This window comes from Aquabacterium sp. A7-Y (assembly GCF_026153205.1).
Lineage (GTDB): Bacteria > Pseudomonadota > Gammaproteobacteria > Burkholderiales > Burkholderiaceae_C > Caldimonas.
In genome coordinates this window covers 34,509-61,489 of the sequence record NZ_JAPFBW010000036.1, presented here as the reverse complement: position 1 = coordinate 61,489, position 26,981 = coordinate 34,509, and the positions used below count along the sequence as shown (strand labels likewise).

27 protein-coding genes are annotated in these 26,981 nt (G+C 67.8%); 22 read left to right on the top strand and 5 right to left on the bottom strand.

Features of this window, described 5'->3' with window-relative positions; genetic code table 11:
• Together OOT46_RS25700 and OOT46_RS25695 are read right to left on the bottom strand one after the other, a co-directional pair.
• Positions 1-1,076: IS701 family transposase (locus OOT46_RS25700; RefSeq protein ID WP_265406471.1), on the bottom strand; the 1,076-nt coding region annotated here is incomplete at its 3' end.
• Positions 1,077-1,518: 442 nt separating this feature from the next.
• Positions 1,519-1,662 (bottom strand): hypothetical protein, encoded by a 144-nt coding sequence (locus OOT46_RS25695; protein ID WP_265406470.1) that lies wholly within the window; start codon positions 1,660-1,662, stop codon positions 1,519-1,521.
• 334 nt (positions 1,663-1,996) lie between these two features.
• Here OOT46_RS25695 and OOT46_RS25690 point away from each other — a divergent pair, with 334 nt between their 5' ends.
• The 15 genes from OOT46_RS25690 to OOT46_RS25620 all read left to right on the top strand — a co-directional run bounded on the left by OOT46_RS25690 (position 1,997) and on the right by OOT46_RS25620 (position 14,499).
• Positions 1,997-2,113 (top strand): ElyC/SanA/YdcF family protein, encoded by a 117-nt coding sequence (locus OOT46_RS25690; protein ID WP_265406469.1) that lies wholly within the window; start codon positions 1,997-1,999, stop codon positions 2,111-2,113.
• 249 nt (positions 2,114-2,362) lie between these two features.
• Complete coding sequence (locus tag OOT46_RS25685) at positions 2,363-3,472, top strand: BMP family ABC transporter substrate-binding protein (protein ID WP_265406468.1); 1,110 nt, start codon at positions 2,363-2,365, stop codon at positions 3,470-3,472.
• A gap of 4 nt (positions 3,473-3,476) precedes the next feature.
• Positions 3,477-4,589: an ABC transporter permease gene (locus OOT46_RS25680; RefSeq protein ID WP_265406477.1), complete on the top strand. Its 1,113-nt coding sequence runs from the start codon at positions 3,477-3,479 to the stop codon at positions 4,587-4,589.
• A complete protein-coding gene (locus OOT46_RS25675) occupies positions 4,586-5,494 on the top strand; it encodes an ABC transporter permease (RefSeq protein WP_265406467.1) in 909 nt (302 codons plus the stop codon). The genes OOT46_RS25680 and OOT46_RS25675 overlap by 4 nt, the downstream gene beginning before the upstream one ends.
• Positions 5,491-6,177, top strand: a complete 687-nt coding sequence (locus tag OOT46_RS25670) for a cysteine hydrolase family protein (RefSeq protein ID WP_265406466.1) — start codon at positions 5,491-5,493, stop codon at positions 6,175-6,177. The genes OOT46_RS25675 and OOT46_RS25670 overlap by 4 nt, the downstream gene beginning before the upstream one ends.
• Complete coding sequence (locus OOT46_RS25665) at positions 6,177-7,700, top strand: ABC transporter ATP-binding protein (protein ID WP_265406465.1); 1,524 nt, start codon at positions 6,177-6,179, stop codon at positions 7,698-7,700. Before OOT46_RS25670 ends, OOT46_RS25665 begins: the two co-directional genes overlap by 1 nt.
• Positions 7,700-8,362, top strand: a complete 663-nt coding sequence (locus tag OOT46_RS25660; RefSeq protein ID WP_265406476.1) for a cysteine hydrolase family protein — start codon at positions 7,700-7,702, stop codon at positions 8,360-8,362. The genes OOT46_RS25665 and OOT46_RS25660 overlap by 1 nt, the downstream gene beginning before the upstream one ends.
• Positions 8,359-9,510 carry an amidase family protein gene (locus OOT46_RS25655; RefSeq protein WP_322114297.1) on the top strand — a complete coding sequence of 384 codons (1,152 nt, stop codon included), beginning with the start codon at positions 8,359-8,361 and terminating at the stop codon, positions 9,508-9,510. The genes OOT46_RS25660 and OOT46_RS25655 overlap by 4 nt, the downstream gene beginning before the upstream one ends.
• Entirely contained in the window at positions 9,507-9,899 is a 393-nt protein-coding gene (gene hpxZ / locus OOT46_RS25650) for an oxalurate catabolism protein HpxZ (protein ID WP_265406464.1), read from the top strand. The genes OOT46_RS25655 and hpxZ overlap by 4 nt, the downstream gene beginning before the upstream one ends.
• Complete coding sequence (locus OOT46_RS25645) at positions 9,896-10,618, top strand: GntR family transcriptional regulator (RefSeq protein WP_416136255.1); 723 nt, start codon at positions 9,896-9,898, stop codon at positions 10,616-10,618. Before hpxZ ends, OOT46_RS25645 begins: the two co-directional genes overlap by 4 nt.
• A 46-nt stretch (positions 10,619-10,664) precedes the next feature.
• Entirely contained in the window at positions 10,665-10,934 is a 270-nt protein-coding gene (locus OOT46_RS25640) for a hypothetical protein (protein WP_265406462.1), read from the top strand.
• A complete protein-coding gene (locus OOT46_RS25635) occupies positions 10,931-11,182 on the top strand; it encodes a hypothetical protein (protein WP_265406461.1) in 252 nt (83 codons plus the stop codon). Before OOT46_RS25640 ends, OOT46_RS25635 begins: the two co-directional genes overlap by 4 nt.
• Positions 11,183-11,234: 52 nt before the next feature.
• A complete protein-coding gene (locus OOT46_RS25630) occupies positions 11,235-12,065 on the top strand; it encodes a universal stress protein (RefSeq protein ID WP_265406460.1) in 831 nt (276 codons plus the stop codon).
• A 55-nt stretch (positions 12,066-12,120) separates the two neighbouring features.
• Positions 12,121-13,395 carry an MgtC/SapB family protein gene (locus OOT46_RS25625; RefSeq protein WP_265406459.1) on the top strand — a complete coding sequence of 425 codons (1,275 nt, stop codon included), beginning with the start codon at positions 12,121-12,123 and terminating at the stop codon, positions 13,393-13,395.
• A gap of 225 nt (positions 13,396-13,620) precedes the next feature.
• Positions 13,621-14,499 carry a universal stress protein gene (locus tag OOT46_RS25620; RefSeq protein WP_265406458.1) on the top strand — a complete coding sequence of 293 codons (879 nt, stop codon included), beginning with the start codon at positions 13,621-13,623 and terminating at the stop codon, positions 14,497-14,499.
• A gap of 115 nt (positions 14,500-14,614) precedes the next feature.
• On the opposite strand, the gene OOT46_RS25615 is transcribed toward OOT46_RS25620, so the two are convergent.
• A complete protein-coding gene (locus OOT46_RS25615; protein WP_265406457.1) occupies positions 14,615-15,970 on the bottom strand; it encodes an MBL fold metallo-hydrolase RNA specificity domain-containing protein in 1,356 nt (451 codons plus the stop codon).
• A gap of 498 nt (positions 15,971-16,468) precedes the next feature.
• Here OOT46_RS25615 and ftsH point away from each other — a divergent pair, with 498 nt between their 5' ends.
• From ftsH to OOT46_RS25595, 4 genes are all read left to right on the top strand, one after another.
• Positions 16,469-18,352: an ATP-dependent zinc metalloprotease FtsH gene (ftsH, locus tag OOT46_RS25610; protein WP_265406456.1), complete on the top strand. Its 1,884-nt coding sequence runs from the start codon at positions 16,469-16,471 to the stop codon at positions 18,350-18,352.
• 67 nt (positions 18,353-18,419) lie between these two features.
• Positions 18,420-18,842, top strand: a complete 423-nt coding sequence (locus OOT46_RS25605; RefSeq protein ID WP_265406455.1) for a universal stress protein — start codon at positions 18,420-18,422, stop codon at positions 18,840-18,842.
• A 220-nt stretch (positions 18,843-19,062) separates the two neighbouring features.
• Entirely contained in the window at positions 19,063-20,562 is a 1,500-nt protein-coding gene (gene arcD, locus OOT46_RS25600) for an arginine-ornithine antiporter (RefSeq protein ID WP_265406454.1), read from the top strand.
• A 23-nt stretch (positions 20,563-20,585) separates the two neighbouring features.
• Entirely contained in the window at positions 20,586-21,509 is a 924-nt protein-coding gene (locus OOT46_RS25595) for a carbamate kinase (protein ID WP_416136256.1), read from the top strand.
• Between the two features lie 25 nt (positions 21,510-21,534).
• Here OOT46_RS25595 and argF read toward each other — a convergent pair whose 3' ends face one another.
• Together argF and OOT46_RS25585 are read right to left on the bottom strand one after the other, a co-directional pair.
• On the bottom strand, positions 21,535-22,533 hold the full coding sequence (gene argF / locus OOT46_RS25590) for an ornithine carbamoyltransferase (protein ID WP_265406452.1): 999 nt from the start codon (positions 22,531-22,533) through the stop codon (positions 21,535-21,537).
• A gap of 29 nt (positions 22,534-22,562) precedes the next feature.
• Positions 22,563-23,786, bottom strand: coding sequence for an arginine deiminase (locus OOT46_RS25585; RefSeq protein WP_265406451.1), 1,224 nt, complete (start codon positions 23,784-23,786; stop codon positions 22,563-22,565).
• Positions 23,787-23,868: 82 nt separating this feature from the next.
• On the opposite strand from OOT46_RS25585, the gene OOT46_RS25580 reads away from it, so the two are divergent.
• Genes OOT46_RS25580 through OOT46_RS25570 form a run of 3 tightly spaced genes read left to right on the top strand, consistent with a single transcriptional unit; the run spans position 23,869 to position 26,979 of the window.
• Complete coding sequence (locus OOT46_RS25580; RefSeq protein WP_265406450.1) at positions 23,869-24,594, top strand: ABC transporter ATP-binding protein; 726 nt, start codon at positions 23,869-23,871, stop codon at positions 24,592-24,594.
• A 19-nt stretch (positions 24,595-24,613) separates the two neighbouring features.
• Complete coding sequence (locus tag OOT46_RS25575; protein ID WP_265406449.1) at positions 24,614-24,964, top strand: hypothetical protein; 351 nt, start codon at positions 24,614-24,616, stop codon at positions 24,962-24,964.
• On the top strand, positions 24,961-26,979 hold the full coding sequence (locus OOT46_RS25570) for an ABC transporter permease (RefSeq protein WP_265406448.1): 2,019 nt from the start codon (positions 24,961-24,963) through the stop codon (positions 26,977-26,979). The genes OOT46_RS25575 and OOT46_RS25570 overlap by 4 nt, the downstream gene beginning before the upstream one ends.
• Positions 26,980-26,981: the final 2 nt, after the last annotated feature.

Genomic DNA, 26,981 nt, shown 5'->3' with positions numbered 1-26,981 from the left:
AGGACGCTCAGGCAGGCATGGGCCAACAGGGCCAATGTGATGTGCCGATACCAGCCGGTCCAACTGCGCACCTCGTACTTGTCGAGGCCAACGAGTTGCTTGCTGTTTTCGAACAACTCTTCGATGGCCCAGCGTCTGCCAGCCACGTGCGCCAAGACCTGCAGCGGGGTATGGAAGGGGGCGTAGACGGCGTAGTAGGCGAGTTCAGCCGCCTCACCCAGGCTGCGGCGTACCAGCAGCCCACGCTGCAGGGCGGTCCCCCAGCTGAGCAGGGGCAGCCACGCCCAGTCGTACAAACGGGGGCCCTTGGCGCCGTCGCCGGCCGACAGGCGCCGCCACTGCGATGCCCGGATGTCCTGCGAGGCAGTCGCCGCATGTTGGTTGCGCGTGCTCTCGCGCATCACATAACTATTGGAGGCAATCGCCATGACATAAGGGCGCTGGTTCTGCTCCAGCCATACGCGCAGGCTGCGGTCATTGCCGTAGACCTCGTCGCCGGCTACCCACCCAAAAGGTAGCCCAGCTTGCAAGGCTCGCTGCAGCATGCGCTGTGCTATCTGCGGCTTCGTGGCGAACGCCCGCTCGGGTGGCACCCCTGCCTTGCGGCAGCGATCAGGATCGTCGGTCCAGCTCTTGGGAAGGTAAAGCTCGCGGTCGATAAAGGCATGACCCTGCTCGCTCACATAGGCCAGGAACACGCCGATCTGGCAGTTCTCGATGCGCCCGGCCGTGCCGCTGTACTGACGCTGCACGCGCGCAGAGTGCCGGCCCTTCTTGAGAAAGCCCGTTTCGTCGACCACCAGCACCGCCTGGCGTTGCCCCAGGTGCTTCACGACGTAGTCGCGCAGATCATCTCGCACCGCGTCGGCATCCCACACCGAGCGACTCAGCAAGTGCTGTATGGCCCCCGGCGTGGCATCGCCGGCCGCCTCCGCCAGTTGCCACCCGTTCTTGCGCTGCACCGGCCGCAGCAGCCCGCGCAAATAGGCCGCTGCATGCGTGCGCGCTTCCGAGCGCGCGAATCGCGCACCGATCGCCTCGCTCACCTGCTGCAAGTGAGCCTCCCACCGCTCCACCTCGCGCTGTACTTGTGACGGTACTGCCTGAACTTCGGTCGCTTTATCGCGCCCTCTGTCGAGTCAAGTCATCCGCCGACTATCGGCGCTACGGCGAAAAGTTCTAGTACGACTGTAGTACTAGTCCGATGTAGGCACGCCACCTCCTGCCAATGCTCCTGCGCCACCCGTCCCACCGTCCGGGACCTACTCGTTGACCACGCTTCCTCGCCGCCTGGCCCCTCGGCGGGGCGATCGCGTAACGGAAGTGGGTTGAGGGGCGTCTCAGGTCAGCGTTGTGTGACGCTCTCGCGGCGGGCAGACGGTTCGCTTCCGGCCCCATCCGCCATCGGTCGCGTCGATCGGACGGGCAAGGCGAGTGCCGGCGATCGGCGCAGCGCCGGCGGTGTCCGTTCGGCGCTCTTCAGACTTTGAACTTCTCTGCCCGCAGGATCACGCGATTCTACGGTTCGGTTCTGTAGGCGTTGCGGATCTTCTCGGTGCGGAAGTAGGCTTCCAGACAGTTGGCCAAGACGTTGGCGCGGGGGCTGCTGAGGGCCCCGGTGTTCGGGTCGAAGAACGACAGGTTGTCAACCGGGAGCCGCACGCCGCCATCGTGTGCCGCGGGGGGGGCAGCAGGAAGCACCGGGTGCCATTGGCCGCGCCGATCCACTGCAGCAACTTCGGGAACTCGGTCTCGTCGAAGCTGTGTTCCTTCGGCTCGCCGTCCGGGTCGTCGGCCGACGTGAGCCCCGTGAGCGTCTTCCCCATGTCGGATTGTTGGTTACGCCACAACAGGTGCGACCGCGCGACGGTTTGAACGATGACGTCCAAGCCAGCGATGTGGGCGTCGTGTTGGGTTCCGAGGTGATGCCCGATGGCAAGCCTTCGGAACGGCCGTGGGCGCGGTTGGACAAGGCCGCCGAGCTGTACCGGCAAGGATGTTCAAGCGCGTGATCGTCAGCGGCGGAACCGGCGTAGAAGGCTACAGCGAGGCCCAAGCCATGGCCGATTACCTCGCCGGGCAGCGTCAGGTGCCCCGCGAGGCGATCAAATGAAAGCGCCAGGATAGCGACTGGTCCATGCGGGTCGAACCTCGTCTCGCAGCGTAGGTTGCCCCTGGCGCCCCGCGCTGGGGCGCTCGCACTGCCCTGGAGTGGTTCGGCGCCTTCAAACAGTGCGAGCTCACCTGGGCCCTCGCGTGATACCGCATGAAAACCTGCGAGCAGACGCTGATCGAGGATGGCCCATGTCTTGCATGTATACAAGCCGGTATCCCAGGAGCACTTTCAGCAGGAGCAGCGAACATGGCTTGGAACCGGCGCGAGTGGATCAGGGGTATCGGTGCGGGTGGCGTTGGCTTGGGAGTGGCGGGCTGGCCGGCGATGGTCTTCGCACAGAAGACCTTGAGCGTGGGCTTCATCTACGTGGGCCCGAAGGACGACTTCGGCTACAACCAGGCGCACGCGCAGGCGGCGGCCGAAGCGAAGAAGATGCCCGGCGTGAAGGTGGTCGAGGAGGAGAACGTGCCCGAGACCACCGCGGTGCAGAAGACGATGCAGGGCATGATCGCGCAAGACGGCGCGACGCTGCTATTCCCCACCTCCTTCGGCTACTTCGACCCGCACATCCTCGCGCTGGCGCCGAAGAACCCGAACGTACGCTTTGCCCACTGCGGCGGCCTGTGGAACGAGTCCAAGCACCCGAAGAACGCCGGCAGCTTCTTCGGCTACATCGACGAGTGCCAGTATCTGAACGGCGTCGTCGCCGGCCATATGAGCAGGAGCAAGAAGCTCGGCTTCGTCGCGGCCAAGCCCATACCGCAGGTGCTGCGCAACATCAACGCGTTCACCCTGGGCGCGCGCTCGGTAGACCCGAAGATCACGACGACGGTGATCTTCACCGGCGACTGGGCCATGCCGGTGAAGGAGGCCGAGGCGACGAACAGCCTGGCCGACCAGGGCGTGGACGTGTTCACCATGCACGTCGACGGGCCGAAGGTGGTGGTCGAGACGGCCGCCAAGCGCGGCAAGATGGTCTGCGGCTACCATGCAAGCCAGGCCAAGCTCGCGCCCAACGCCTACCTCACCGGTGCGGAGTGGAACTGGCTCACCGCCTACAAGCAGATCATCGAGGCAGCGCAGACGGGCAAGCCGCATCCCAACTTCGTGCGCGGCGGCCTGAAGGAGGGCTTCGTGAAGCCGTCGCCCTATGGTTCGATGGTCAGCGAGGCCGCGCGCAAGAACGCCGACGGCGTGAAGGCCGCGATGATGGCCGGCAGTTTCGACATCTTCAAGGGCGAGTTGAAGGACAACACCGGCAAGGTCGTCATCGCGAAGGGCAAGACGCTCAAGCAGACCGACCTCGAGCTCGAGTCGATGAACTACCTTGTCGAAGGTGTCGTCGGATCCGTCTGAGGCCATGGCACGCGGCCCACGTCCCTGGCATGCGGCGGCCGAGACCGTCGCCTTGCCCGTGCTCGCCCTCGGCGGTGCGCTGTTGCTGTTCGGCGTATTCGTGCACTTCTCCGGCGCGAATCCGGTCGATGCGTGGCTGCTGCTGTTCAAGGGCGCGTTCGGCGACGCGTTCTCGTGGCAGAACACGCTGCAGCGGGCGGCGCCGCTGATGCTCACGGCGCTGTGCGTGGCTTTGCCGGCGCGCGCCGGCCTCACCGTCATCGGAGGGGAGGGCGCACTGGTGCTGGGCGCGCTCGGCTGCGCGGGGCTGCCGTACCTCCTGCCGCTGCCCAACGGCGCGGGGGGGACGGCCTGCGTGCTGCTTGCCGCGGCGCTCGCCGGCGCGGCGTGGATCGCGCTCGCCGGCGCCCTGCGCCAATGGCGCGGCGTGAACGAGACGATCTCGAGCCTCTTGCTCGGCTACATCGGCATCGCGCTGTTCAAGCACTTCGTCGAAGGGCCTATGCGCGACCCCGCGAGCCTGAACAAGCCATCGACGAGGCCGCTGGCAGAAGGCCTGCGCATCGGTGCCATCGCGCCGGACAGCCTCCTCGGTGACGTGCACTGGGGCCTCGTGTGGGGCGTGGTGCTGTGTGTGGCCGCCGGCGTGTGGCTGATGTTCACGACGCACGGCTTCGCGCTGCGCGTGGTGGGCGGCAATGCGCGTGCGGCGCGCTTCGTCGGCCTGCCGACGAACCGGTTGATCGTCACCGCCTGCGCGCTCGGCGGTGCGGCCGCGGGCCTGGCCGGCGGCATCGAGGTGGCGGCGGTGCACACGGCGGCCAATGCGTCGGTGATCGCGGGACTGGGCTACACCGGCATCCTCGTGTCCTTCGTCGCTCGACACCAGCCGTTCTCGATTCCGCCGGTGGCGCTGCTGTTCGGCGGCTTTGGCGCCGCGGGTAGCCTGCTGCAGAGGCGGCTCGACCTGCCCGATGCCTCGGTGCTCGTGCTGCAGAGCATCGCCTTCGTGCTCATCCTCGCCAGCGAGGCGCTGCGCGGGCGGCTGTTCCAGATCGAGATGCCGGCGGCGGTGCGGCTCAAGCTCGTGTGGCCGCGGGCGAAGGAGGCGTCATGATCCTGGAGCTGTCGCTCGCCATCGTCGGCGGTGCCGTGCGCGTGGGCACGCCGTTCCTCTTCGTCAGCCTCGGCGAATGCCTCACCGAGAAGTCCGGCCGCATCAACCTCGGGCTCGAAGGCGTGCTGGTGCTGTCGGCGATGGCCGGGTTCGCCGCTGCCTACGCCAGCGGCTCGCCGTGGCTCGGCGTGCTCGCCGCCGCGGCCAGCGGCGGGCTGCTCGCGCTGCTGCACGGGCTGATCTGCTCGCTGCCGCACGTGTCGGACATCGCCACCGGCATCGCGCTGATGCTGCTTGGCGCCGGCCTCGCGTTCTACCTGGGCAAGCCGCTGATCCAGCCGCAGGCGCCGCAAATCCCGTCGATCGCACTCGGGGCGTGGAGCAGTTCGCCGCAGGTGCAGTCGGCGCTGTCGATCAACGCCCTGTTCCCGCTTGGCGTGGCGCTCGCGCTGCTGCTGCGCTGGGGCCTGGCGAACACGCGCTTCGGCCTCGTCGTGCGCATGGCCGGCGATTCGAGCGATGCGGCCAAGGCGCTCGGCTACTCGGTGAACGCCGTGCGCATCGCCGCCACCGCGGCAGGCGGCGTGATTGCGGGGCTGGGCGGTGCGTCGCTGTCGCTGTTCTACCCAGGCAGCTGGAACGAGGGTCTGTCCAGCGGCCAGGGCCTCATCGCCGTGGCGCTGGTGATCTTCGCGCGCTGGAGCCCCATGCGCTGCCTGTGGGCGGCGCTGCTCTTCGGCGGCGCCGCCGCGGTGGGGCCGGCGCTGCAGTCGGTGGGCATCAGCGGCGGCTACTACCTCTTCAACGCGATGCCGTACGCACTGACGCTCGGCATCCTCGTCGCCACCTGCTCGCCGCAGCGTTCGCTGAAGGGTGCGCCGATCGAACTGGGAGTGTCCCGATGAGCCTCACGTTGGCCGCCGATCCCTACCCCTGGCCCTACGATGGCGACCTGCGGCCGCAGAACACGGCGCTCGTCATCATCGACATGCAGACCGACTTCTGCGGCATCGGCGGCTATGTCGATGCGATGGGCTACGACCTCTCGCTCACGCGCGCGCCGATCGAGCCGATCGGGAAGCTGCTCGCCGCGATGCGTGCCAAGGGCTTCCACGTCATCCACACGCGGGAGGGCCATCGCCCAGATCTCGCCGACCTGCCGGCCAACAAGCGCTGGCGCTCGCAGCGCGTCGGCGCGGGCATCGGGGACCCGGGGCCCTGCGGGCGCATCCTGGTGCGCGGGGAGCCGGGCTGGGAGCTCATTCCCGAGCTGGCGCCGCTGCCCGGCGAGCCCGTCATCGACAAGCCCGGCAAGGGCTCGTTCTGCGCCACCGACCTCGAGCTCATCCTGCACACGCGCGGCATCCGCAACCTCATCCTCACCGGCATCACGACCGACGTGTGCGTCCACACGACGATGCGCGAGGCCAACGACCGCGGCTTCGAGTGCCTGATGCTTGAAGACTGCACCGGCGCCACCGACCGCGGCAACCATGAGGCGGCGTTGAAGATGATCAAGATGCAAGGCGGCGTGTTCGGCGCCGTGTCATCGTCCGAACAGGTGCTCGAAGCCATCGAGGTTCTGTGATGCAGCTCGAGACCTTCAATCTCACCAAGCGCTTCGGCGCCTTCACGGCGCTCGATGGCGTTTCGCTCACCGTGCGGCCGGGCTCGGTGCAGGCGCTGCTCGGCGAGAACGGCGCCGGCAAGAGCACGCTGGTGAAGTGCATCGTCGGCTACTACCGCGCCGACGACGGCGCGGTGATGGTCGACGGCCGCGAGCGCGAGATCCATTCGCCGGCCGCCGCGCGCGACCTCGGCATTGGCATGGTCTACCAGCACTTCACCGTGGTGCCCGGCATGACGGTGGCCGAGAACCTGCTGCTCGCGCGCGGGCACCTGAAGGCCCTCATCGACTGGAAGGCGGCGCGCGCCGAGCTCGACGCCTTCATGGCGAGCGCGCCGTTCAGGCTGGACCCGGATGCGACGCCGCTGGACCTCTCGGCCGGCGAGAAGCAGAAGCTCGAAATCCTCAAGCAGCTGTTCCTGCGGCCGAAGCTCCTGATCCTCGACGAGCCGACCTCGGTGCTCACGCCGCGGGAGGCCGACGAAGTGCTCTGCGCCTTGCGCGAGCGCGCGCACGCGGGCGACTGCAGCATCGTGCTGATCACTCACAAGTTTCGCGAGGTGACGGCCTATGCCGACGATGTGAGCGTGCTGCGGCGGGGCCAGCTGGTGGCGAGCATGCCGGTGGCACAAAGCACGCCGCAGCAGCTCGCGGCCGCGATGGTCGGCGAGGCGCGCGGCGCGGTGAAGACACTGCAGCGCGAGCCGCGCGCGGAGGGGGAGGCCAGGTTAGGCATTCACGCGCTGCAGGTGCGTGGCGACCGCGGCGAGCCGGCGGTGCGCCGGCTCGATCTCGTGGTGCGCGCGGGCGAGATTGTGGGTGTGGCCGGCGTGTCAGGCAACGGCCAACGCGAGCTGATGGAAGCGCTCAGCGGCCAGCGTGCCCGCGAAGGCGGGGAGGTGAGGGTGGATGGCCAGCCGTTTCATGCGACGCGCCGCGAGAACCGGGTATTGAAGGTACGCGGACTGCCCGAGGAGCCGCTGCGCAATGCCTGCGTCGGCGAGCTGAGCGTCGCGCACAACATCGCGCTGCGCAGCTTCGACGAGGCGCCCGCTTCGCGCTGGGGATGGATGCGCTGGCGCGCGGTGCGCCGCCGCGCGCAAGCCTTGATCGGCGACTACGGCGTGAAGACGCAAGGGCCCGGCGCGGCCATCCGCTCGCTGTCCGGGGGCAATGTGCAGCGCGCCGTGCTGGCGCGCGAGCTCAGCGACGATGCGCGCTTGCTGCTCGTGAGCAACCCGGTGTTCGGGCTCGACTTCGCCGCCGTGGCCGAGATCCACGCCCGCCTGACGGCGGCGCGCAACGCAGGCGCTGCGGTGCTGCTGGTGAGCGAAGACCTCGACGAGTTGCTCATGCTGGCCGACCGCATCGTCGTGATGAGCGAAGGCCGCATCGTGCACGAGACCGATGCCGCGCAGGCCGAGCGGCAAGTGCTCGGCAGCTTCATGGGCGGCCGCGCTCATGCGGCGCAGGAGGCGGCTTGATCACTCTCGACGCCGATCCCTTCGAATACCGGTTCTCGATCGAGACCGCGGCGCTCGTCATCATCGACATGCAGCGCGACTTCATCGAGCGCGGCGGCTTCGGCGAGACGCTGGGCAACGACGTCACGCGGCTGCAGGCCATCGTGTCCGCGGTGCAGGGCGTGCTGCATGCATGGCGCGCCGCAGGCGGCTTCGTCGTGCACACGCGCGAGGCGCACCGGCCGGACCTGTCGGACTGCCCGGCGGCCAAGCGCCGGCGCGGCAACCCGTCGCTGCGCATCGGCGACCGCGGGCCGATGGGCCGCATCCTCGTCGCCGGCGAGCCGGGCAGCGAGATCGTGCCGGCGCTGGCGGCCATCGACGGCGAGCTCGTGATCGACAAGCCCGGCAAGGGCGCGTTCTACGCCACACCGCTACACGACGAGCTGCAGCGCCGCGGCATCGCGCAGCTCGTGGTGATGGGCGTCACCACCGAGGTCTGCGTGCAGACCACGCTGCGCGAAGCGAACGACCGCGGCTACGAATGCCTGCTCGTCGAGGACGGCACCGAGAGCTACTTCCCCGAGTTCAAGGCGGCGACGCTGGCGATGATCCGGGCACAGGGCGCGATCGTCGGCTGGACGGCACAGAGCGCGCGGCTGCTGGCCGCGTTGCCAAGATGAAGCCGCTGACCATCCACGCGCTGCTGCGCGCCTATCGTGATGGCGCGCTGACGCCGCCGCAGCACATCGATGCGCTGCGCGCGCAGCACCGCGGAGACGATCCGGCGTGGATCACGCTGTGCGGCGAAGCCTTCATCGCCGCACAGATGCAGGCCCTCCATGGCCGCAGGCCGGACGAGCTGCCGCTGTACGGCGTGCCATTCGCGGTGAAGGACAACATCGACGTCGCCGGCTTGCCGACCACCGCAGCCTGCCCCGCCTTCGCCTACACGCCGGGCGAGCACGCGAGCTGCGTGCAGCGCCTGCTCGATGCCGGCGCCGTGTTGGTGGGCAAGACCAACCTAGACCAGTTTGCGACTGGCCTCGTCGGTACGCGTTCGCCCTATGGCGAGGTGCCGAACAGCTTCGATGCCGAGCGCGTGAGCGGCGGCTCGAGTTCGGGTTCGGCCTCGGTGGTGGCGCGCGGCCTGGTGCCCTTCGCGCTCGGAACCGACACCGCGGGCTCGGGCCGCGTGGCGGCCGGCTTCAACAACATCGTGGGCTTGAAGCCGACGGCGGGGCGCGTGGGCACGCAGGGCGTGGTGCCGGCCTGCCGCACGCTCGACGTGGTGTCGGTTTTCGCGCTGACGGTCGAGGACGCGGCACCGGTGATGGCGGTGATCGATGGCGGCGACGCCGCACCCGCGTTCCAGCATCTCGCACTGCGGCCGTCGAGCTTCGGCCGCGGGCCGCGCGTGGGCGTGCCCTTCTCGGCGCAGTGGCCGGGCGATGAAGGCTATGGCGAAGCCTGGCAGCAGGCGCTGCGTGACGCGCAGTCGCTGGCCGCGCCGCTCGAGCGCATCGACATCTCGGTGCTGCACGAGGTGGCGCGGCTGCTCTACGACGGGCCGTGGGTGGCCGAGCGTCATGCGGTGATGCAGGTCTTGCTGCAGGCGCAGCCCGAGGCCATCGATCCGGTGGTGCGGCGCGTCGTGGAGTCGGCCCGGGATCACGACGTCGCGCTGATCCCGCCGCCGCTTGGCCTGGGGTCGATCGAGCTGGCCGACGGACAATGGGTCAAGGGCTTCATCTGCGAGCCGTGGGCGCTGCATGATGCGCGGAACATCAGCGCGCACGGCGGCTGGCGCGCCTATCTTCGCTCGCGATGACCCACGACACCGAAGTCAACCTGCCCGAGGTGCAGCGCGAGCTGCGAGCGCTGTTTGAGGTCTATGAGGCCGCGCTGATGCGCAACGACGTGGCCGCGCTGGGCGAATTCTTCTGGGACCACGAGGCGGCCACGCGTTATGGCTTTGCGGACGTGCAGCACGGCGCGCAAGCGATCGCCGCCTACCGCGCCACGGTGCCGGTGCCCGACTTCACGCGCACGCTGCACGCGCTGCGCATCAGCAGCTTCGGCCGCGACTTCGCGGTGGTGCAGACGCAGTTCCGCCGCAGCGACACACCGAGGCTCGGCTTGCAGAGCCAGACCTGGGTGCGCTTTGCGGGCGTCGGCTGGAAGATCGTCGCAGCGCATGTAAGCTTGGTCGACTTATGAGAACGGTGAAGTCTTCTGACCGCGCGCTGTCGCTCGCCTCGAATGCCTCGCTCGCCGAGCAGGCCTACGCGGCCACGCGCCAGCTGATCTTCGATTTCGAGCTGATGCCGGGGGACCGTTTCTCCGAGGCCGAGCTCGCCGAGCGCATCGCGGTGAGCCGCACGCCGCTGCGCCAGGCGCTGCAGCGGCTGCAACAGGAGGGCTTCGTGCAGGTCTTCCCCAAGCTCGGCTGGCAGGTGGCGCCGCTGGACTTCGATACCTTCGACGAGCTGTACGACCTGCGCGTGCTGATCGAATGCCATGCGGTGCGCGTGCTGTGCGAGGCGCAGGAGCGGCCGCTGCTGGCAGAGCTCAACAGCGTGTGGCTGGTGCCGGTGAGCGATCGCGAGAGCCATGCCGACCGCGTGCGCCAGCTCGACGAAGCCTTCCACGGCCAGCTCGTGCGCGCCAGCGGCAACCGCGAGATGATGCGCGTGCACCAAGAGATCACCGATCGCATTCGCATCGTGCGGCGGCTGGACTTCACCAAGCCCGCACGTGTGGAAGCCACCTACCAGGAACACGCGAAGGTCCTGCGCACGATCACGCAGCGGCGCGCCGACGAGGCGCAGCGCCTGCTGAAGGCGCACATCGCTCAGAGCAAGCGCGAGGTGCGCGATATCACGGTCGATGCGCTGTACCGGGCGCGGGCAGGTGAGCGTCCAGCCATCCCATCTTGAACGGCGCTGATGGGCTGGTGACGAGGGTGTCCACCAATTCGAACAGGTGGGCACCTATGCAACCGCAAATCCCAGCGGCGCGTTCACGGCGCCGAGTTCAAGGGCAGGGGCGACGCTGCACTTCGTCCCGGTGGAGCTCGAGCCGGCAGCCGGCGAGGCCAGCGCCAGCGACGATGCAATGGCGCCCGTCTGCCCGGACATTCACATCGAGCTCAAGCGCGGGAGCGCGCAGTTGGTCGTGCGCTGGCCGTCGACACAGGCCGCGTCGTGCGCGGCCTGGCTGCGCGAACTCGCCGCCACGGCGCTGAAGGAATGATCCGCATCGACTCGCTGTGGCTGTGCACGCAGCCGCAGGACATGCGCGCCGGCGCCGATCGGCTTCTGACGGTGGTCGTCAACACGATCGGCGAGGCCCGAGCCCACCACGGCTACCTCTTCGCCAACGCCTTGGCTGCGTCGGCTTCTGTCAATGACGATTCCATGATTCCCCCGTCATGGAACAACGACCTCCACCTGTGTATCAACCAGCCCCTGTGCGATTGCTTGACATTGCGCAAGGCATAGGAACGGAGTCTTCCTAGACTGCCCAGGCAAATGCACCAACCCGGAAGACATCATGAATGCCATTAAAACCATTCTCGTTCATGCCGACGCGGGCTTGCACTGTGCCGCGCGACTTCGTGTGGCACGTCAATTGGCGCGGCGCTTGGAGGCCGACGTTCATGCACTCTATGCGGTGACGCCTGCGTGCGCGGAGATCGGACTGGAGCTGAGCAGTGACAGCGCGAGCATCACGCTGGCGCAAGAGATCGACGAACGCAGGCTCGCGCTGGTGCGCCAGGTGCGACAGCATGCCGAGTCCGAGGACGGCCCGCCCATCACTTGGCACGAAGCGTCCGGTCTGCCGGTCGACGCCTTTGTGCAACAGGCCCGCTACGCCGACCTGATGCTGCTGGGCCAGCACGACCCCGACAGGCCGGCCAGTGGCGTGCCGGGCGATTTCGTCGAGTCGGTGGTCATGGCAAGCGGCCGGCCGGCGCTGGTACTGCCGTATATCGACACCGGGACGACGCTGGGCGACACGGTCCTCATCGCCTGGAAAGAAACACCCGAGGCAGCGCGGGCCGTGAGCGCCGCGCTGCCCGTGCTGCAGCAGGCGACGCGGGTGCACGTCGCCGTGTGGGGAAGCAGCAATGCACCGCAAACCGCTCCGGCCCTCGATATTCTCGGTTTCCTGCAAGCACACGGCGTGCAGGCTGAACTTCACCGCCATGCACTCACCGGCGCCGACGTGGGCGATCTGATGCAGTCTCTGGCAGCCGACCTTTCGGCAGACCTGCTGGTCATGGGCTGCTACGGGCACAGCCGGGCGCGCGAGCTGGTGCTGGGCGGCGCGTCGCGCACCGTGCTGCGATCGATGACCTTACCGGTGCTGATGGCCCACTGATGTGCCGGATTGACAGCAGCCGGCGCTCGTCTTCCCCTTCCAACAAGAAAACCGCTTGCTCAGCATCGACAACCTGCAGCTCCAAGCCCACACGCCAGACCTGCTCGGTGCCCTGGCGGTCGGCCTCGTGATCGGCCTGGAGCGTGCTTGGCGCGAGCGCGACGTGGCCGACGGCGGCCGTGTCGCCGGTTTGCGAACCTTTGCCCTGACCGGGCTGTTGGGCGGTGTGTTTGCGCTTCTCGGATCGTGGGTGCTGGCTGCGGCCACCCTCGGCCTGATGCTGCTGGGCACCGTGACCTACCGCGAAGGTGTGCGTTCAACGAGCAACCTGAGCGCCACCTCGGCGATCGCGCAGTGGCTGACATTCGGACTCGGCGCGCTGTCCGCCGGCGGCTCGCCCGCTCTTGCGATCAGCGCGGCAGTGATCGTGGCAATGCTGCTCAATCTGCGCTCCACGCTGCACCGATGGCTGCGTCTGATCGAGCACCGCGAGCTCAGCGCCGCGCTGCAGATGCTGGTGCTGTCCGCCGTGGTGTTGCCGATGCTGCCGGATGCACCCTATGGCCCCTATGGCGCGCTGAATCCCTACCGTCTCTGGTGGGCTGTCGTGCTGATCGCCGGGCTCTCGCTATCCGGCCACGTCGCCGTCCGCATGGCGGGGCCACAACGCGGCGCGCTGTGGACCGGTCTGCTGGGTGGGCTGGCATCCTCCACCGCGGCCACGCTCGCATTGGCGCGCCAGCTGCGCGACCGCCCCGGTCTGGTGGACGCTGCCACCGCCGGGGCGCTCTCGGCCTGCGCGGTCATGTTCCTGCGCTTGGCGCTGATCGTCATGTCGATGGCGCCCTCGCTCGGGCGCCTGATGCTGGCGCCGATGGTGTCCGCGGCCGTGGCACTGATCGCGATCGCCCTTGTGTACTGGCGGCGCCGGGATCTTCAGGCCGAGCCGGTCGATCCGGCGCAGATGCAGCCTTTCGATCTGAGTGCGGCGCTCGGTTTCGGCGCGTTCCTGGGCCTGATGTCCGTGCTCAGCGAGGCCAGCAAGCAGTGGATCGGGGTGAGCGGGCTCTATGGCCTCGCGCTGCTGTCGGGCTTGGTCGATGTGGACGCGGTCACGATCTCGGCAGCGCGTTTGGATGCGGCGGGGTCGGTAGCCGGCGGGGTGGCTGCGGCCGTCGTGGCGCTGGCGATTCTTTCCAACATGGTGACCAAGGCGGCCATGTCCTGGATCATCGGTGGCAGGCTACTCGGGCGCCGCGTCGCCATGGGCTACCTGATGTCGATGGTGGCCGGCGCAGCCATGCTGGCAGTTTCAGTTTCGAGAGCGTGATGCATCAGCGAGCTAGTGAGGCGCCGCGGCCGCGCATGGCGTGCGGCTCGGCGGGCGTCTGCAGGAGGGCCAAGCCTGGGGCATCGGCCGTAGGAGCCGGTGCCGGCTTGAGCGCTCTCAAACAGCCGTACGGCAGTCGTCCATGCTTAAGCAAATGTGACGGCCGTTGACATGCACGCCGTGCCAAGCTGATGCTGGTATCACAACGCCAAGACGAGATAAACAATGGTAGTTCTGCTTCCAATCGACGCTTCCCAAGCGTCTCTTCGGGCCGCGCATTGGGTCGCCCACTATTGTGGCGACCGGTCGGCGTTGCGCCCGCTGCTTCTGAACGTGCAGCGTCCGCCTTTGCAAGCCTGGCCCGACTCTGTGGTCGGCCGCAAAGCACTGGAAGAGGCGCTGCAGCAGCAAGGGCTGGCGATTGTCGAGCCGGTGCGCACGCTGCTGACCGAGGCGGGGTTCGAACCAGAGACGCTGGTCCGCCTTGGACACCCCTCGGCGACGATCCTGGAAGTGGCAGAAGAACATGCAGCCCGCCTCGTGATCATGGGCACGCGCGGAGAAGGCGTGCTCGGTGGTTTTGCCCTCGGCTCCGTGGCGTTGCGGATCGCTCCCGCGGCTCAGTGCCCGGTGGTGCTGGTCAAGCCTGATGCCGTGTTGCCGACAGAGTGGGGCGTTCGGTTGCGTGTGACCGCGCCACTGGACGGCTCCGTCGAATCCACCTCGGCCGTGCGGCGTCTGATTGAGCTGGCCGGCCTGCTCGGCTCCTTGCATGTGAACCTGGTGCACTTCCAGCCGGCGCTGACCCTCCTTGAGGCCGTCCTGCCCCCGCACGACGATGTGCTGCGCAGCTGGAGCGATCGCGAGGCCGACGAGGCGATCGCGACGGCTCGGCAGCTGTTGGCCGATGCGGGGATCTCGCACGAGGTGCACCGGCTCGCCGGCGAGCCGGCTACCGGCATCGCGAGGTTTGCCGAGGAGCACCAGGCAGAGCTGATCGCCATGGCCACGCACGGTACTGGCCGGATCCTTCCGGCGGCACTGGGTTCGGTGGCGTTGAAGACGGCACACCTGAGCCGTGTGCCGGTCGCGCTGATGCGGTAGCAGCAGCGTCGACGCTCCCATCCTTGTGTTCCTGCGGGCGGCTTGGGCCGGCTGGCGCTAATCGTCGACGGCGGATGCCTGGCGCGCTGAAAAACCGGCGTGTGACCGCGTGTGCTCAGAGGGCCACCGCCTCCCGGTACTCGGGCACCCGGCTCGGCCAGCCAAGGCGTTCCTCGATCGTGTGCCGCAGCGCGTCAGCGGCCACTGGTTCCCCGTGCGTCACGAACACCTGGCGCGGCCGCTGCGGTAGCGCCGAGAGCCAAGCCAGCAGTTGCTCGCGGTCGGCGTGTGCCGAGAGCTGGTCCAGCTGCACCACCTCGGCCCGCACCGGCACGTACTGGCCGTGGATCTTGACGGCATCCAGGCCGCAGACCATGGCCGCGCCCCGCGTACCTGCCGCCTGAAAGCCCGCGAACAGGATGGTATTGCGGGGGTCCGGGGCGTACGCCTTGAGATGGTGCAGCACCCGACCGCCGGTGGCCATGCCGCTGGCGGAGACGATGATCGAAGGCATCCTCAGGTCGTTGAGGCGCTTTGATTCTTCCACCGTGTTGACCACTCGCACCTCGCGGTTCAGCGCCGTGCACTGTTCGGCGGTGAGCTGATGCTCGTCGAGATGGTGCTGGTACAAGCGCGTGGCGTCGGCCGCCATCGGGCTGTTCAGGTACACCGGCATCGCCGGGATGCGCCCAGCTTGCTTCAGTTGCTGGATGACATGCAGCAGTTCCTGGGCGCGGCCCACCGCGAAAGCCGGGATCAGCACGATGCCGCCGCGTGCGGCGGTGCGGTTGATCACGGTCGCCAACTCGGCCTGTGCATCGCCGGCACGGTGAGTGCGATCGCCGTAGGTGGATTCGATCACCACATAGTCCGCGGCGTCGGGCGGCGCTGGAGGACGCATCATGAGGTCGTCGCTGCGGCCCAGGTCTCCGGAGAACAGGAGACTGCCGCCGCCCCAGCCTACATGCAGGCTGCAGGCCCCGAGGATGTGGCCTGCCCTGCGCAGGCGCCATGTCCAACCCTGCCAAGGCGTGTGCTCTCGGTCGTGCGCCAGCACTTCGAAGCGCCGCAGTGCCGCACGCGCCTCTTGCTCCGTGTAGAGCGGCTGCGCCGGCTTGTGCTTGGAGTAGCCGTGCCGGTTGGCGAAGTCGGCCTCCTCCTCCTGCAGCCGGCCCGAGTCCGGCAACAGCAGCTCGCACAGCTCCCGCGTGGCCTTCGTGCAATACACCGGCCCCTTGAATCCTAGCTTTATAAGCCGGGGAACAAACCCGCTGTGGTCGATGTGCGCGTGCGTCAACAGCACGGCGTCGATCCGCGAGGGATCGATCGGCAGCCGGTCCCAGTTGCGCAGTCGCAGCTGCTTCAGGCCCTGGAACAAGCCGCAGTCCACCAACAGCTGGCGTCCGTCGTGATCCAGCAGGTACTTGGATCCGGTGACGGTGCCCGTGCCCCCGAGAAACTCCATTCGCATCATGTCTCCTTGTTGACGCGCAATGTGAAGGTGGTGTGCCGACCACGGGTTGATCTGCGTCAAGTCCCCCGCTGCACCCACCTCTGATCGGCATCGCACCGATACACGAAACGCTGATCGGCCTGGTAGAGGGCATGAGCCCTGGCGATCGGGAACGTTGGCTGCGCAAGGTCGCGGCACTTGGTGCACGCGGCGAGTGACTTTCCGGCATCTCCTCTCTCCGTTCCTTGCTCCCTTGCGCGGGCGACTCTCCATGGAGTGCTCCGCGCCAGCCGGTGGGGCCGTCCCTCCCATTCTTTGCGGAATACGGTGGACTAAAGCCGCAAAGCTCTGACTTTCCCGATCTGGCTGCTGTCCCGAGGGGTGAGAGCTGCGCTCCGCGTTACAGGTTGACGTGACGGCACTTGAGCGTTGTCAAGCAAGGCATGCTCATCGCTGCCAAGAATCGAGCACCGGAACAACGCGCTGCCTTGGACTTGCGGCGCCAGAGAGATGCGAATGAACAAGTCAACAAGGGTCAACCTGACAACGGCCGTGTTCGGGCTGGGCCTGGTCTGGCTCGCCTGGATCGGGTGGGGGCAGGACCGCGAGGTGGAGGTCGTGCCCTACAGCGTGTTCGAGCAGCAGCTGCGCGAAGGCCGGGTGGCCGAGGTGACGGTGGGTGACCAGCGAGTCACCGGGACACTCAAGGTGCCGGACGCGCGCGGCAAGAAGGTGCTGGTGTCCACGCCGGTGGAGCCGGCGATGGCTGAGCGCTTGTCGGGCTTCGGCGTGGCGTACAAGCGCGTGCGCGAGGCCACCTGGGTCTCCGACCTGATGGGATGGATCTTGCCGGTGCTCATCCTGGTCGGGTTCTGGGGCTTCATGGCCCGGCGCATGGCGGGCTCCATGGGCGGTGGGTTGATGGGCATCGGCCGCAGCAAGGCCAAGGTGTACATGGAGAAGAGCACCGGGGTGTGCTTCGACGACGTAGCGGGTGTGGACGAAGCCAAGACCGAGCTCCGGGAGATCGTGGAGTTCCTGCGCAATCCGCAGCACTATGGACGGCTCGGAGCGCGGGTGCCCAAGGGGGTGTTGCTGATGGGCCCCACCGGCACGGGCAAGACACTGCTCGCGCGCGCGGTGGCCGGGGAGGCGGGCGTGCCGTTCTTTTCCATCAGCGGTTCCGAGTTCATCGAGATGTTCGTCGGCGTCGGCGCGGCACGCGTGCGTGATCTGTTCGAGCAGGCACGCAGGACGGCGCCGGCCATCATCTTCATCGACGAGCTCGATGCGCTGGGCAAGGCGCGCGGTGTGTTCCCGGTGTCAGGCGGCCATGACGAGCGCGAGCAGACACTGAATCAACTCCTGGTCGAGCTGGACGGCTTCGACCCCAGCGTGGGGGTGGTGCTGCTGGCCGCCACCAACCGTCCAGAAATCCTCGACCCTGCGCTGCTGCGTGCCGGCCGCTTCGACCGTCAGGTGCTGGTGGACCGGCCGGACCGTGACGGCCGCACCGCCATCCTGAAGGTGCATGCCCGCAAGGTGCCGCTGGCACCCGAGGTGGACCTCGACCTGGTGGCGGCCATCACCGTCGGCTTCGCCGGTGCTGACCTCGCCAACGTGGTGAACGAAGCCGCCCTGGTGGCCACGCGGCGCGATGCCAAGGCTGTGACGCTGGAGGATTTCACTCAGGCCATTGAGCGTATCGTGGCCGGCATTGAAAAGAAGCGCCGGCTGATCAGTCCGCGTGAGCGTCAACTGGTGGCCACACACGAACTGGGTCATGCCCTGACCGCGCTGGCCTTGCCAGGCGCCGACCGGGTGCACAAGGTCTCGATCGTGCCGCACGGCGTGGGCGCGCTCGGCTACACGCTGCAGCGACCCACGGAAGACCGGCACCTGATGCAGCGTACGCAGTTGATGGACAAGCTCACGGTGCTGCTGGGCGGCCGGGCCGCCGAGGTGCTGGTTTTCGGCGAGCCATCCACGGGCGCGGCGGACGATCTTGCAAAAGCCACCGATATCGCACGTGACATGGTGTTGCGCTTCGGCATGGACCAGGCACTGGGGCCGGTGGTGTATGCCGGTGTGCCCGCCACCATGCTGCTGCCGCAGGACGGAGCGACCGGCGCGCTCCCACCGGCCGCTGCCAGCCCCGCCACCGCACAGCGCATTGACGATGCGGTGCGCGGCCTGCTGGAGGGCGCGCAGGCCCGCGCCACCGACATGTTGCGACGGCACCGGGAGGTGCTGGACCGCTGCGTGAAGGCGCTGCTGGACCATGAAACGCTGAATGAGGCCGAGCTGCTCGCGCTGGCCGCCCCACTGCGAGACTTGGAGGCAGCACAGGGCTACATCAAAGACCGAACGGCTCGCGATGCTGCGCCGTCGCCGGCTTGATGAATCTCAAGCCAGGACGCCGGGCGCTAGCGCACGATGCAAGCACCCTGACCCCCCGGAGTGCTTCATGAAAATCCTTCTCCCCGTCGACGGCAGTACCTACACCAAGCGGATGCTCGGCTTCGTGGCGGCTCACGATGAAATGTTCGGAACGAGCCACGATTACACCGCTTTGACGGTCGTGCCGGCCGTGCCGCCCCACGCCGCCGGCTTTCTGGATAAGGGCCTACTCGACAGCTACTACCAGGAAGAGGCAGAAAAGGTGTTGTCGCCAGTGCGTCAATTCGCCGTCCAGACGGGATGGAGGCTGGAGACCCGCTACGCCGTGGGCCATGCCGGCGATGTGGTGGCGGAACTCGCACAGGAGGGCCGGTACGACCTGATGGTGATGGGCACCCACGGCCACTCAGCCCTCGGCAGCGTGGTGCTGGGCTCGGTCACCACACGCGTCATCGCGAGCTGCAAGGTGCCGCTGCTGCTCGTGCGTTGAGGAGCACAGCGCCAGCCATCGGTTTCAGAACGCCGCCATCTCCAAGATCTGACTCGCTGAAATCAGAACGCCTCTGTCGCGGAGATGACCGCCGGGATCGGCGTAGGACGTGGAACCTCTTGTCCTGCAGCGGCACCTGGACCGTGCCTCGGCTTGACGGAGCGCAAGCGGCGTCGCTGTTGGCGCACCCATCATGCCCCCACATCATTCAGGAGAGGCCATGGCCACCTTGACCCATTCATCTTCCGCGGCTGGACAGCGCCGTGCTGCCGGCCAGGCGGTGCCCGCCGGCCGTTCCGTTTCATCGCCCCGGTCGCTGGGGCTGGGCGCACTCGTCGCGCTGGTGGTTGGGTCCACGGTTGGCGGTGGCATTTTCAGCCTGCCGCAGAACATGGCATCCGGCGCGGGAGCCGGTGCGGTCCTGATCGGCTGGCTGATCAGCGGTGCCGGCATGATGATGCTGGCCTTGGTCTATCAGACGTTGGCGGCGCGCCAGCCTGCGCTGGACAACGGTGTGTACGCCTACGCGCGGGCTAGCGCTGGCGATCTGGTGGGCTTCAACTCGGCTTGGGGCTACTGGCTCAGCGCCTGGATCGGCAATGTCGGCTACCTGGTGATCTTCTTCGCTGCACTGGGCCAGTTCTTCCCGATATTCGGCGAAGGCAATACCGCGGCGGCCATCATCGCAGCCTCGGCGTTGCTGTGGACCTTACACGGGCTGGTGCTGGGCGGCATCCGCAACGCCGCGCTCATGAACACGGTCACCACCGTGGCCAAGCTCCTGCCGCTGGCCCTGTTCGTCGGTCTCGTGGCGCTGGCCTTCAAGGTCGACACCTTCCAGGCCGGCTTTTGGGGCGCGCCGAAGCTCGGTTCCGTTCTTGACCAAGTGAAGAGCACCATGCTGATCACGGTGTGGGTCTTCATCGGCATCGAAGGCGCCAGCGTCTACTCGGCGCGGGCGGCCCGACGCTCCGATGTGGGCAAGGCGACGCTCGGCGGCTTCGGGCTGGTGCTTGTCCTGCTGATGGCGGTGTCACTGTTGTCGTTGGGCGTCATGGGACAGGCGGACCTGGCCGCTTTGAAGAACCCATCGATGGGCGCCGTCCTTGAAAAGGTCGTTGGCCCCTGGGGCAGCAAGTTGATCAGCATCGGCTTGATGGTGTCGGTGGGCGGCGCGCTGCTCGCGTGGATCCTGCTGGCTGCGCAAACGCTGCACACGCCGGCCACCGATGGCTTGTTGCCACTTGCGCTGGCCGACGAGAATCCGCGCGGATCACCGTCACGCGCCCTGTGGGTCACGAACGGCCTGACACAGCTCTTCCTGCTGCTCACGCTGTGGTCGAACGCGACCTACCAGGCGCTGATCATGCTGGCCACCTCGATGATCCTGGTGCCGTATCTGTTCAGCGGTGCATACGCCCTGCAGTCGGCCTGGCGCGGCACGGGCTATGCCGCCGGTGAGCGGGGTACTCAGGTGCGGGATATCGCGGTTGGCGCTCTCGCGACTGCCTATTGCTTGTGGCTGCTGTATGCCGCCGGTCCGAAGTACCTGCTTTTCAGTGCGCTCCTGTATGCGCCCGGCCTGCTGTTTTTCATGCGCGCTCGGCATGAACAGAGGCGGCCGCTGTTGACCCGCAGTGAGGCCGTCGCCGCCGGTCTGCTGGTGGCCGCGGCCTGCGTGGCCGGGTATCTGCTGTCGACCGGAGCCTTGTCCTTGTGAACACGGCTCAAACTTTGGACCCTTTGCTCGTGGTCGCCCTGGGCGGCAACGCGCTGTTGCGGCGTGGCGAGCCGCTGGAGCCCGAGGTGCAGCTGCGCAATGTGCGCCTTGCAGCTGCTCACCTGGCTCGGCTCGCTGGCCGATACCGCTTGGTGGTCACGCATGGCAACGGGCCCCAAGTGGGTTTGCTGGCCCTGCAGAACAGCGCCGGCCCGAATGCCGAGGGCTTTCCGCTGGACGTGCTCGACGCGCAGACCGAGGGGATGATCGGTTACCTGCTGGAGCAGGAGATCGCCAACTGCCTGCCAGTCGGCCGCAGCGTCGCCACCTTGCTGACCAGGGTGGAGGTCGACCCGGACGACCCGGCGTTTGCCAGCCCCTCCAAGCCGATCGGACCCGTCTATGCCAAGGGTGAAGGCGAACGGCTGGCGCGCGCACGGGGGTGGCATCTCATGCCTGATGGCGATGGGCTGCGCCGCGCGGTGCCTTCGCCCAAGCCGCTGCGCATTCCGGGCCTGCGCTCGGTGCAGACACTGTTGCGCCATGGCTCGGTCGTCATCTGTGCCGGCGGCGGCGGCATCCCTGTAGCGGCCGATGGCCCGGACGGCCGCATGCACGGCGTGGAAGCGGTGATCGACAAGGACCTCGTCTCCAGCCTGCTGGCGCGCCAGCTGGATGCCGACCTGCTGATGATCGCCACCGACGTGACGGAGGTCTGCCTGGATTGGGGGCTGGCGAGCCAGCGGGCCATCCATTCAGCGTCACCCGCGGCGCTGCGCGCGCTGCACTTTGCTGCGGGCTCGATGGGGCCGAAGGTGGAGGCCGCCTGTGCCTTCACCGAGGCCACCTCGCGGCCGTCGGTCATCGGCAACCTGGCGGACGTGGACCGTTTCGCCAGCCGGGAGGCGGGCACCTGGATCAGCGCTGATCACGTGGGCCTGAGTTGAGCCGGCAGGCCTTGCCGGCCGAGCTTCAGCCGAGCGTGGCCACCAGTAGCGCCTTGATCGAGTGCATGCGGTTTTCCGCCTGGTCGAACACGATGGACGCCTCGGACTCGAAAACCGCGTCGGTCACTTCCATGCAGTCGATGTCGAAGCGCTCGGCGATGTCGGCGCCGACGGCGGTGTCGCGGTTGTGGAAGGCGGGCAGGCAGTGCATGAACTTCACATGCGGGTTGCCGGAGCGGTCCATCAGCGACTGCGTCACTCGATAGGGCTTGAGCAGGTCGATGCGCTGCTTCCACAGTGACTCGTCCTCGCCCATCGACAGCCACACGTCGGTGTAGATGAAGTCCGCGCCGGCGACCGCTTCGGCCGGGTTCTCCGTGAGCATGAGTTGCGCCTGCGTGTCAGCGCTGATGCGGCCGCATTCCTCCACCAGGGACTGTGTCGGCCACAGCGAATGGGGCGCGCCGATCTTCAGCTTCATGCCGACCTTCGCCGCCCCCACCATCAGAGAATCGGCGGTGTTCGAATGCGCGTCGCCCAGGTAGCACAGCGTGACGTCGGACAGGTGCTTGTGGGTGAATTCGCGCATGGTCATGAAATCGCCCAAGACCTGCGTCGGATGAAACTCCGCGGTGAGGCCGTTGTAGACCGGCACGCCAGCGTAGCGGGCCAGGTCTTCCACGATCGTCTGGCCGAAGCCACGGTATTCGATCGCGTCGAACAGTCGACCCAGCACGCGGGCCGTGTCCTTTACCGATTCCTTGTGGCCCAACTGCGAGTCGTGGGGGCCGATGTAGGTGACATGGGCACCCTGGTCGTGCGCCGCCACTTCGAACGCGCTTCGGGTGCGCGTGGACGTTTTCTCGAAGATCAGCGCGATGTTGCGGCCGGACAGCCGGGGCACTTCGGTGCCGCTGCGCTTGGCGCTCTTCAGGTCGGCGGCGAGGCGCAGCAGCTCGCGAATTTCGGCTGCACTCAAGTCCAGCAGGCTCAGCAGGCTGCGGCCATGAAGGTTGAAAGCCATGGTAGGTGTACCTTGATGTGTTGTCAGGCTCAAAGAGGGTCGCGTGCGACCGGGCAGGACATGCAGTGCCCGCCGCCACGGCCACGCCCGAGCTCGGCGCTTGGGATCGTGATCACTTCCACGCCGGCCTTGCGCAGACGCGTGTTGGTGTAGGTGTTGCGGTCGTAGGCGATCACGACACCCGGCGCCAGGGCCAGCACGTTGTTGCCGTCGTCCCACTGCTCGCGCTCCACCTCGTAGGCGTCGCCGCCCGTGGGCACGGCGCGCAGGGTTTTGAAGCCGAGCGCCTCGGCCACCACGCGCAGAAAAGGGCGCGACTCGGCCCGGTAGTCCAGCTCGCCGTCCTGTTTGCCCGGGCGGATGGAAACGGTTCGAATGCGGTTGACGATATCGGGAAACACGGTGACCAAGTCCGCATCGCAGAAGGTCATCACCGTGTCCAGGTGCATGGCGCCGCGCGTGCGCGGCAGCCGGGCGGCGATCACCCGTTCCGCCGTGCCGGCGCGGAACAGGGACCGGGCCAGCAGGGCCACTGCCTGGGGCGTGGTGCGCTCGCCCATCCCTACCAGCACGGTGCCCCGGCCGATGGGCATCACGTCACCGCCCTCCAGCGTGGCGGCGCCGTGGGCCTGTTCCGGATCCCCCCACCAGATGGGCGTGCTGGCGGCGAACATCGGGTGGAACTGCATCACCGCCTTCATCAGCAAGGTTTCGGCGCGCCGCGCGGGCCAGTGCATGGGATTCAGCGTGAGCCCGCCATGGATCCAACAACTGGTGTCGCGGGTGAAGATCATGTTGGGCAGCGGCGGCAGCACGAAGTCCTCGGCCGCAAAACACTCCGCCAGGCCACCGGGAAGGGCGAACGGCAACTCGCCGCGCACAATGCCGCCGATCAGGCGTTCGGCCAGTTCGGGGGCCGGCACTTCGGAGAGCCAGGCGCGCACATCGGTCGACAGCCCCAGGCCGACCTCGGCGTCGCTGACCTTGCGCTCCAGCAGCCACTGGCGGGCGGGTGGCTGCGCCAACACGTCGGCCAGCAGGTCGTGCAGCTCCAGCACCTCGATGCCGCGCTCCTGCATGAGGCTGGTGAACGCGTAGTGGTCGGCGCGTGCACGCGACACCCACATCACGTCGTCGAACAGCAGTTGCTCACAGTTTTGCGGGGTGAGGCGCTGCTGCGCCAGGCCGGGGCGGCAGACGATCACGCGGCGCAGGCGGCCGGCTTCGGAGAAAACGCCATTGGAGAAAGTCATGGCCGCACCATAAGGTGGCTGGGCCACCCGCTGCTTGCGCTTCGTCAAGTCGTGGCTCCCGGGCCTTCCTATAGTGACAGCCGTGTCCGACACCCACCCCACCACTTTCCCCGTCTTCCGCGCTCGCGGCCTCAACAAGACCTACCGCACCGGCGAGGTGGAGGTGCGGGCCCTGCGCAGCGTCGATCTCGACATCGCGCGCGGCGAATTCGTCGTGCTGCTCGGCGCCTCGGGCAGCGGCAAGTCCACCCTGCTCAACATCCTGGGTGGGCTGGACATGCCCACCTCGGGCGAGGTGAGCTTCGGCAACCAGGTGCTCAGCGGTGCCAGCGAGGCGGAGCTCACCGCCTATCGCCGTGAGCACGTGGGCTTCGTGTTCCAGTTCTACAACCTGATCCCCAGCCTGACGGTGCGCGAGAACGTCGCGCTGGTGACCGACATCGTCGAAAACCCGATGCCGGTCGACGAGGCCATCGACCGGGTCGGGCTGACGCCGCGGCGCGACCACTTTCCGGCGCAGCTGTCCGGCGGCGAGCAGCAGCGCGTGGCTATCGCACGCGCGATCGTCAAGCGGCCTGACGTGCTGCTGTGCGACGAACCGACCGGCGCGCTCGACTACCAGACCGGCAAGCTGGTGTTGGAGGTCATCGCGCGCATCAACCGAGAGATCGGCACCACGGCCGTGGTGATCACGCACAACGCCGCGATTGCCGCCATGGCCGACCGCGTGGTCTACCTCGGCGATGGCTGCATCCAGCGCATCGAGGCCAATACGCACAAGCTGTCGCCATCGGAGCTGACGTGGTAGACCTGCACGGGAGCGTGGCGTGAAGGCACTGGACCGCAAACTGCTGCGAGACCTGCGCCTGATGTGGAGCCAGGCCCTGACCATCGCGTTGGTGGTGGCCAGTGGTATCGGCGGCTTCATCACCAGCCTGTCGGCCGTGGATTCATTGTCGCTCGCGCGCGACCAGTTTTATGCCGAGGGGCGCTTTGCCGATGTGTTCGCGTCGTTGAAGCGGGCACCGGACTCGCTGGTGGAATCGTTGCGGGAAGTGCCTGGCGTGGCCGACGTGCAGACCGGCATCGATGCGATGGTGCGGGTGGAGCTGGCCGGGGTGGCCGACCCCATCATCGGCCAGCTGATCGGCGTGGACCCCCGGCCCCGCCCCGCATGAACCGCGTGACCGTCAGCGCCGGGCAGGGCCTGCTCGGGGCGGCCAGCAGCGACGGCAGCATTCCGGCCCTCGTGTCCGAAGGTTTTGCCCAGGCGCGCGGCCTGCGGTTTGGCGACACGCTGGGCGTGCTGATGAACGGCCGCAAGCGCCAGCTGCGGGTGGTTGGCACGGCCTTGTCGCCGGAGTTCATCTTCGCTGGCCTGTGGGGCATGCCGGACATGCGGGGCTACGGGGTGTTCTGGGTCGACCGCGAGGCCCTGGCCGCCGCCTACGACATGAACGGTGCCTTCAACCGGGTCGCGGTGAAGCTGGCGCCGGGCGCTTCGGAGCAGACGGTCATCGACGGCCTGTCGCGGCGTCTGGCGGCCTACGGCGGGCGCGACGTGCACGGGCGCTCGGGACAGTCCTCGCACCAGATGCTCGACAACGAGATCAAGGCGCAGCGGGTGCTGGGGACGGTGCTGCCGGCCATCTTCCTGAGCGTGGCCGCCTTCCTGCTGAACGTGGTGGTGTCGCGCCTGGTGAGCACCCAGCGCGAGCAGATCGCGACGCTGAAGGCGCTCGGCTATCCCAACCTGGCCATCGGCGTGCACTACCTGAAGCTGGTGCTGGTGATCGTGCTGCTGGGCCTGGGGCTGGGCGTGCTGGTGGGGGACCGGCTGGGCACCCTGTTCACCGGGCTGTACGCTGAACTCTTCCACTTCCCGAGCTTCGAGCACCGCATCGCACCGTCGCTGCTGCTCATCAGCGGCGCGATCACGGTCGCTACCGCGGTACTCGGCACGCTGAGTGCGATCCTCGCGACCGTGCGACTGGCGCCGGCCGAGGCGATGCGGCCGCCTGCGCCCGGGCGCTACCGGCGCACGCTGCTGGAGCGGCTGGGCATCGAGCGCATGGGGCCCGCCCTGCGCATGATGGTGCGCAACATGGAGAGGCGGCCGCTGCGCAGCACGCTGGGCATCGGCGGCATCGCCGCAGCGGTCGCCATCACCATCCTGGGCAGCTTCTTCCGCGATGCCATCGATGTGGTGGTGGACACGCAGTTCAACCTCGGCCTGCGCGGCGACGTGTCGGTGTGGACGACGGAGGCCGTGAACGACAGCGCGCGGTTCGAGCTGGCCCGGCTGCCCGGGGTCACGATGGTGGAGTCCACCCGCTTTGTGCCGGTGACCCTCATCCATGGCCACCGGCGCGAGCGCAGCCTGCTGCGCGGCTATGCCCCGCGGCCGGAGCTCTACCGGGTGATCGACGTGGACGGCCATGCCGTGCTGCTGGAGGGCCGCGGCCTGGTGCTCACGGATCGTCTGGCCGACAAGCTCGGCGTGCGTCCCGGCGACACCGTGCTGGCCGAAGTGCTGGTGGGGCAGCCGCGCAACCTGGCGCTCACCGTGGGAGGCACGGTGCGCGAAATGATGGGTCTGAACGCCTACATCGACCGCGAGTCGCTGAACCGGGCGCTGGGGGAGGGGGATGTCGCCACCGGCTACGTGCTGATGGTGGAGCGCGGCCGCGAGGCGCCGCTGCTTGAGGCCACCAAGGTCCTGCCGCGCTCCGCCGGTGCCTTCAGCAAGGCCACCATGCTGCGCAATATGGAGGAGATCAGCGCCCGCAACGTGCGCATCATGAGCACCATTCTGACGGCCTTCGCCGCGGTCATCACGGTGGGCGTGGTCTACAACAACGCGCGCATCTCGCTGGCCGAACGCGGCTGGGAACTGGCCAGCCTGCGCGTGTTGGGCTTCACGCGCGCGGAGGTGTCTGGCCTGCTGCTGGGCGAGATGGCGATCTCCATCGCCATTGCCCTGCCGCTCGGCATGGGGTTCGGCTGGGGCCTGGTGCACCTCATTGTCGAGCTGTTGAAGTCGGACCAGTTTTTCTTTCCGGCGGTGATCCGGGCGCGCACCTATGCCTGGGCCGCGCTGTGTGTACTGGCAGCCGGCGTGGCGAGTGGGCTGGTGGTGCGCAGGCGCATCGACCGGCTGGACATGGTCGCCGTTCTGAAGACGAGGGATTGAAA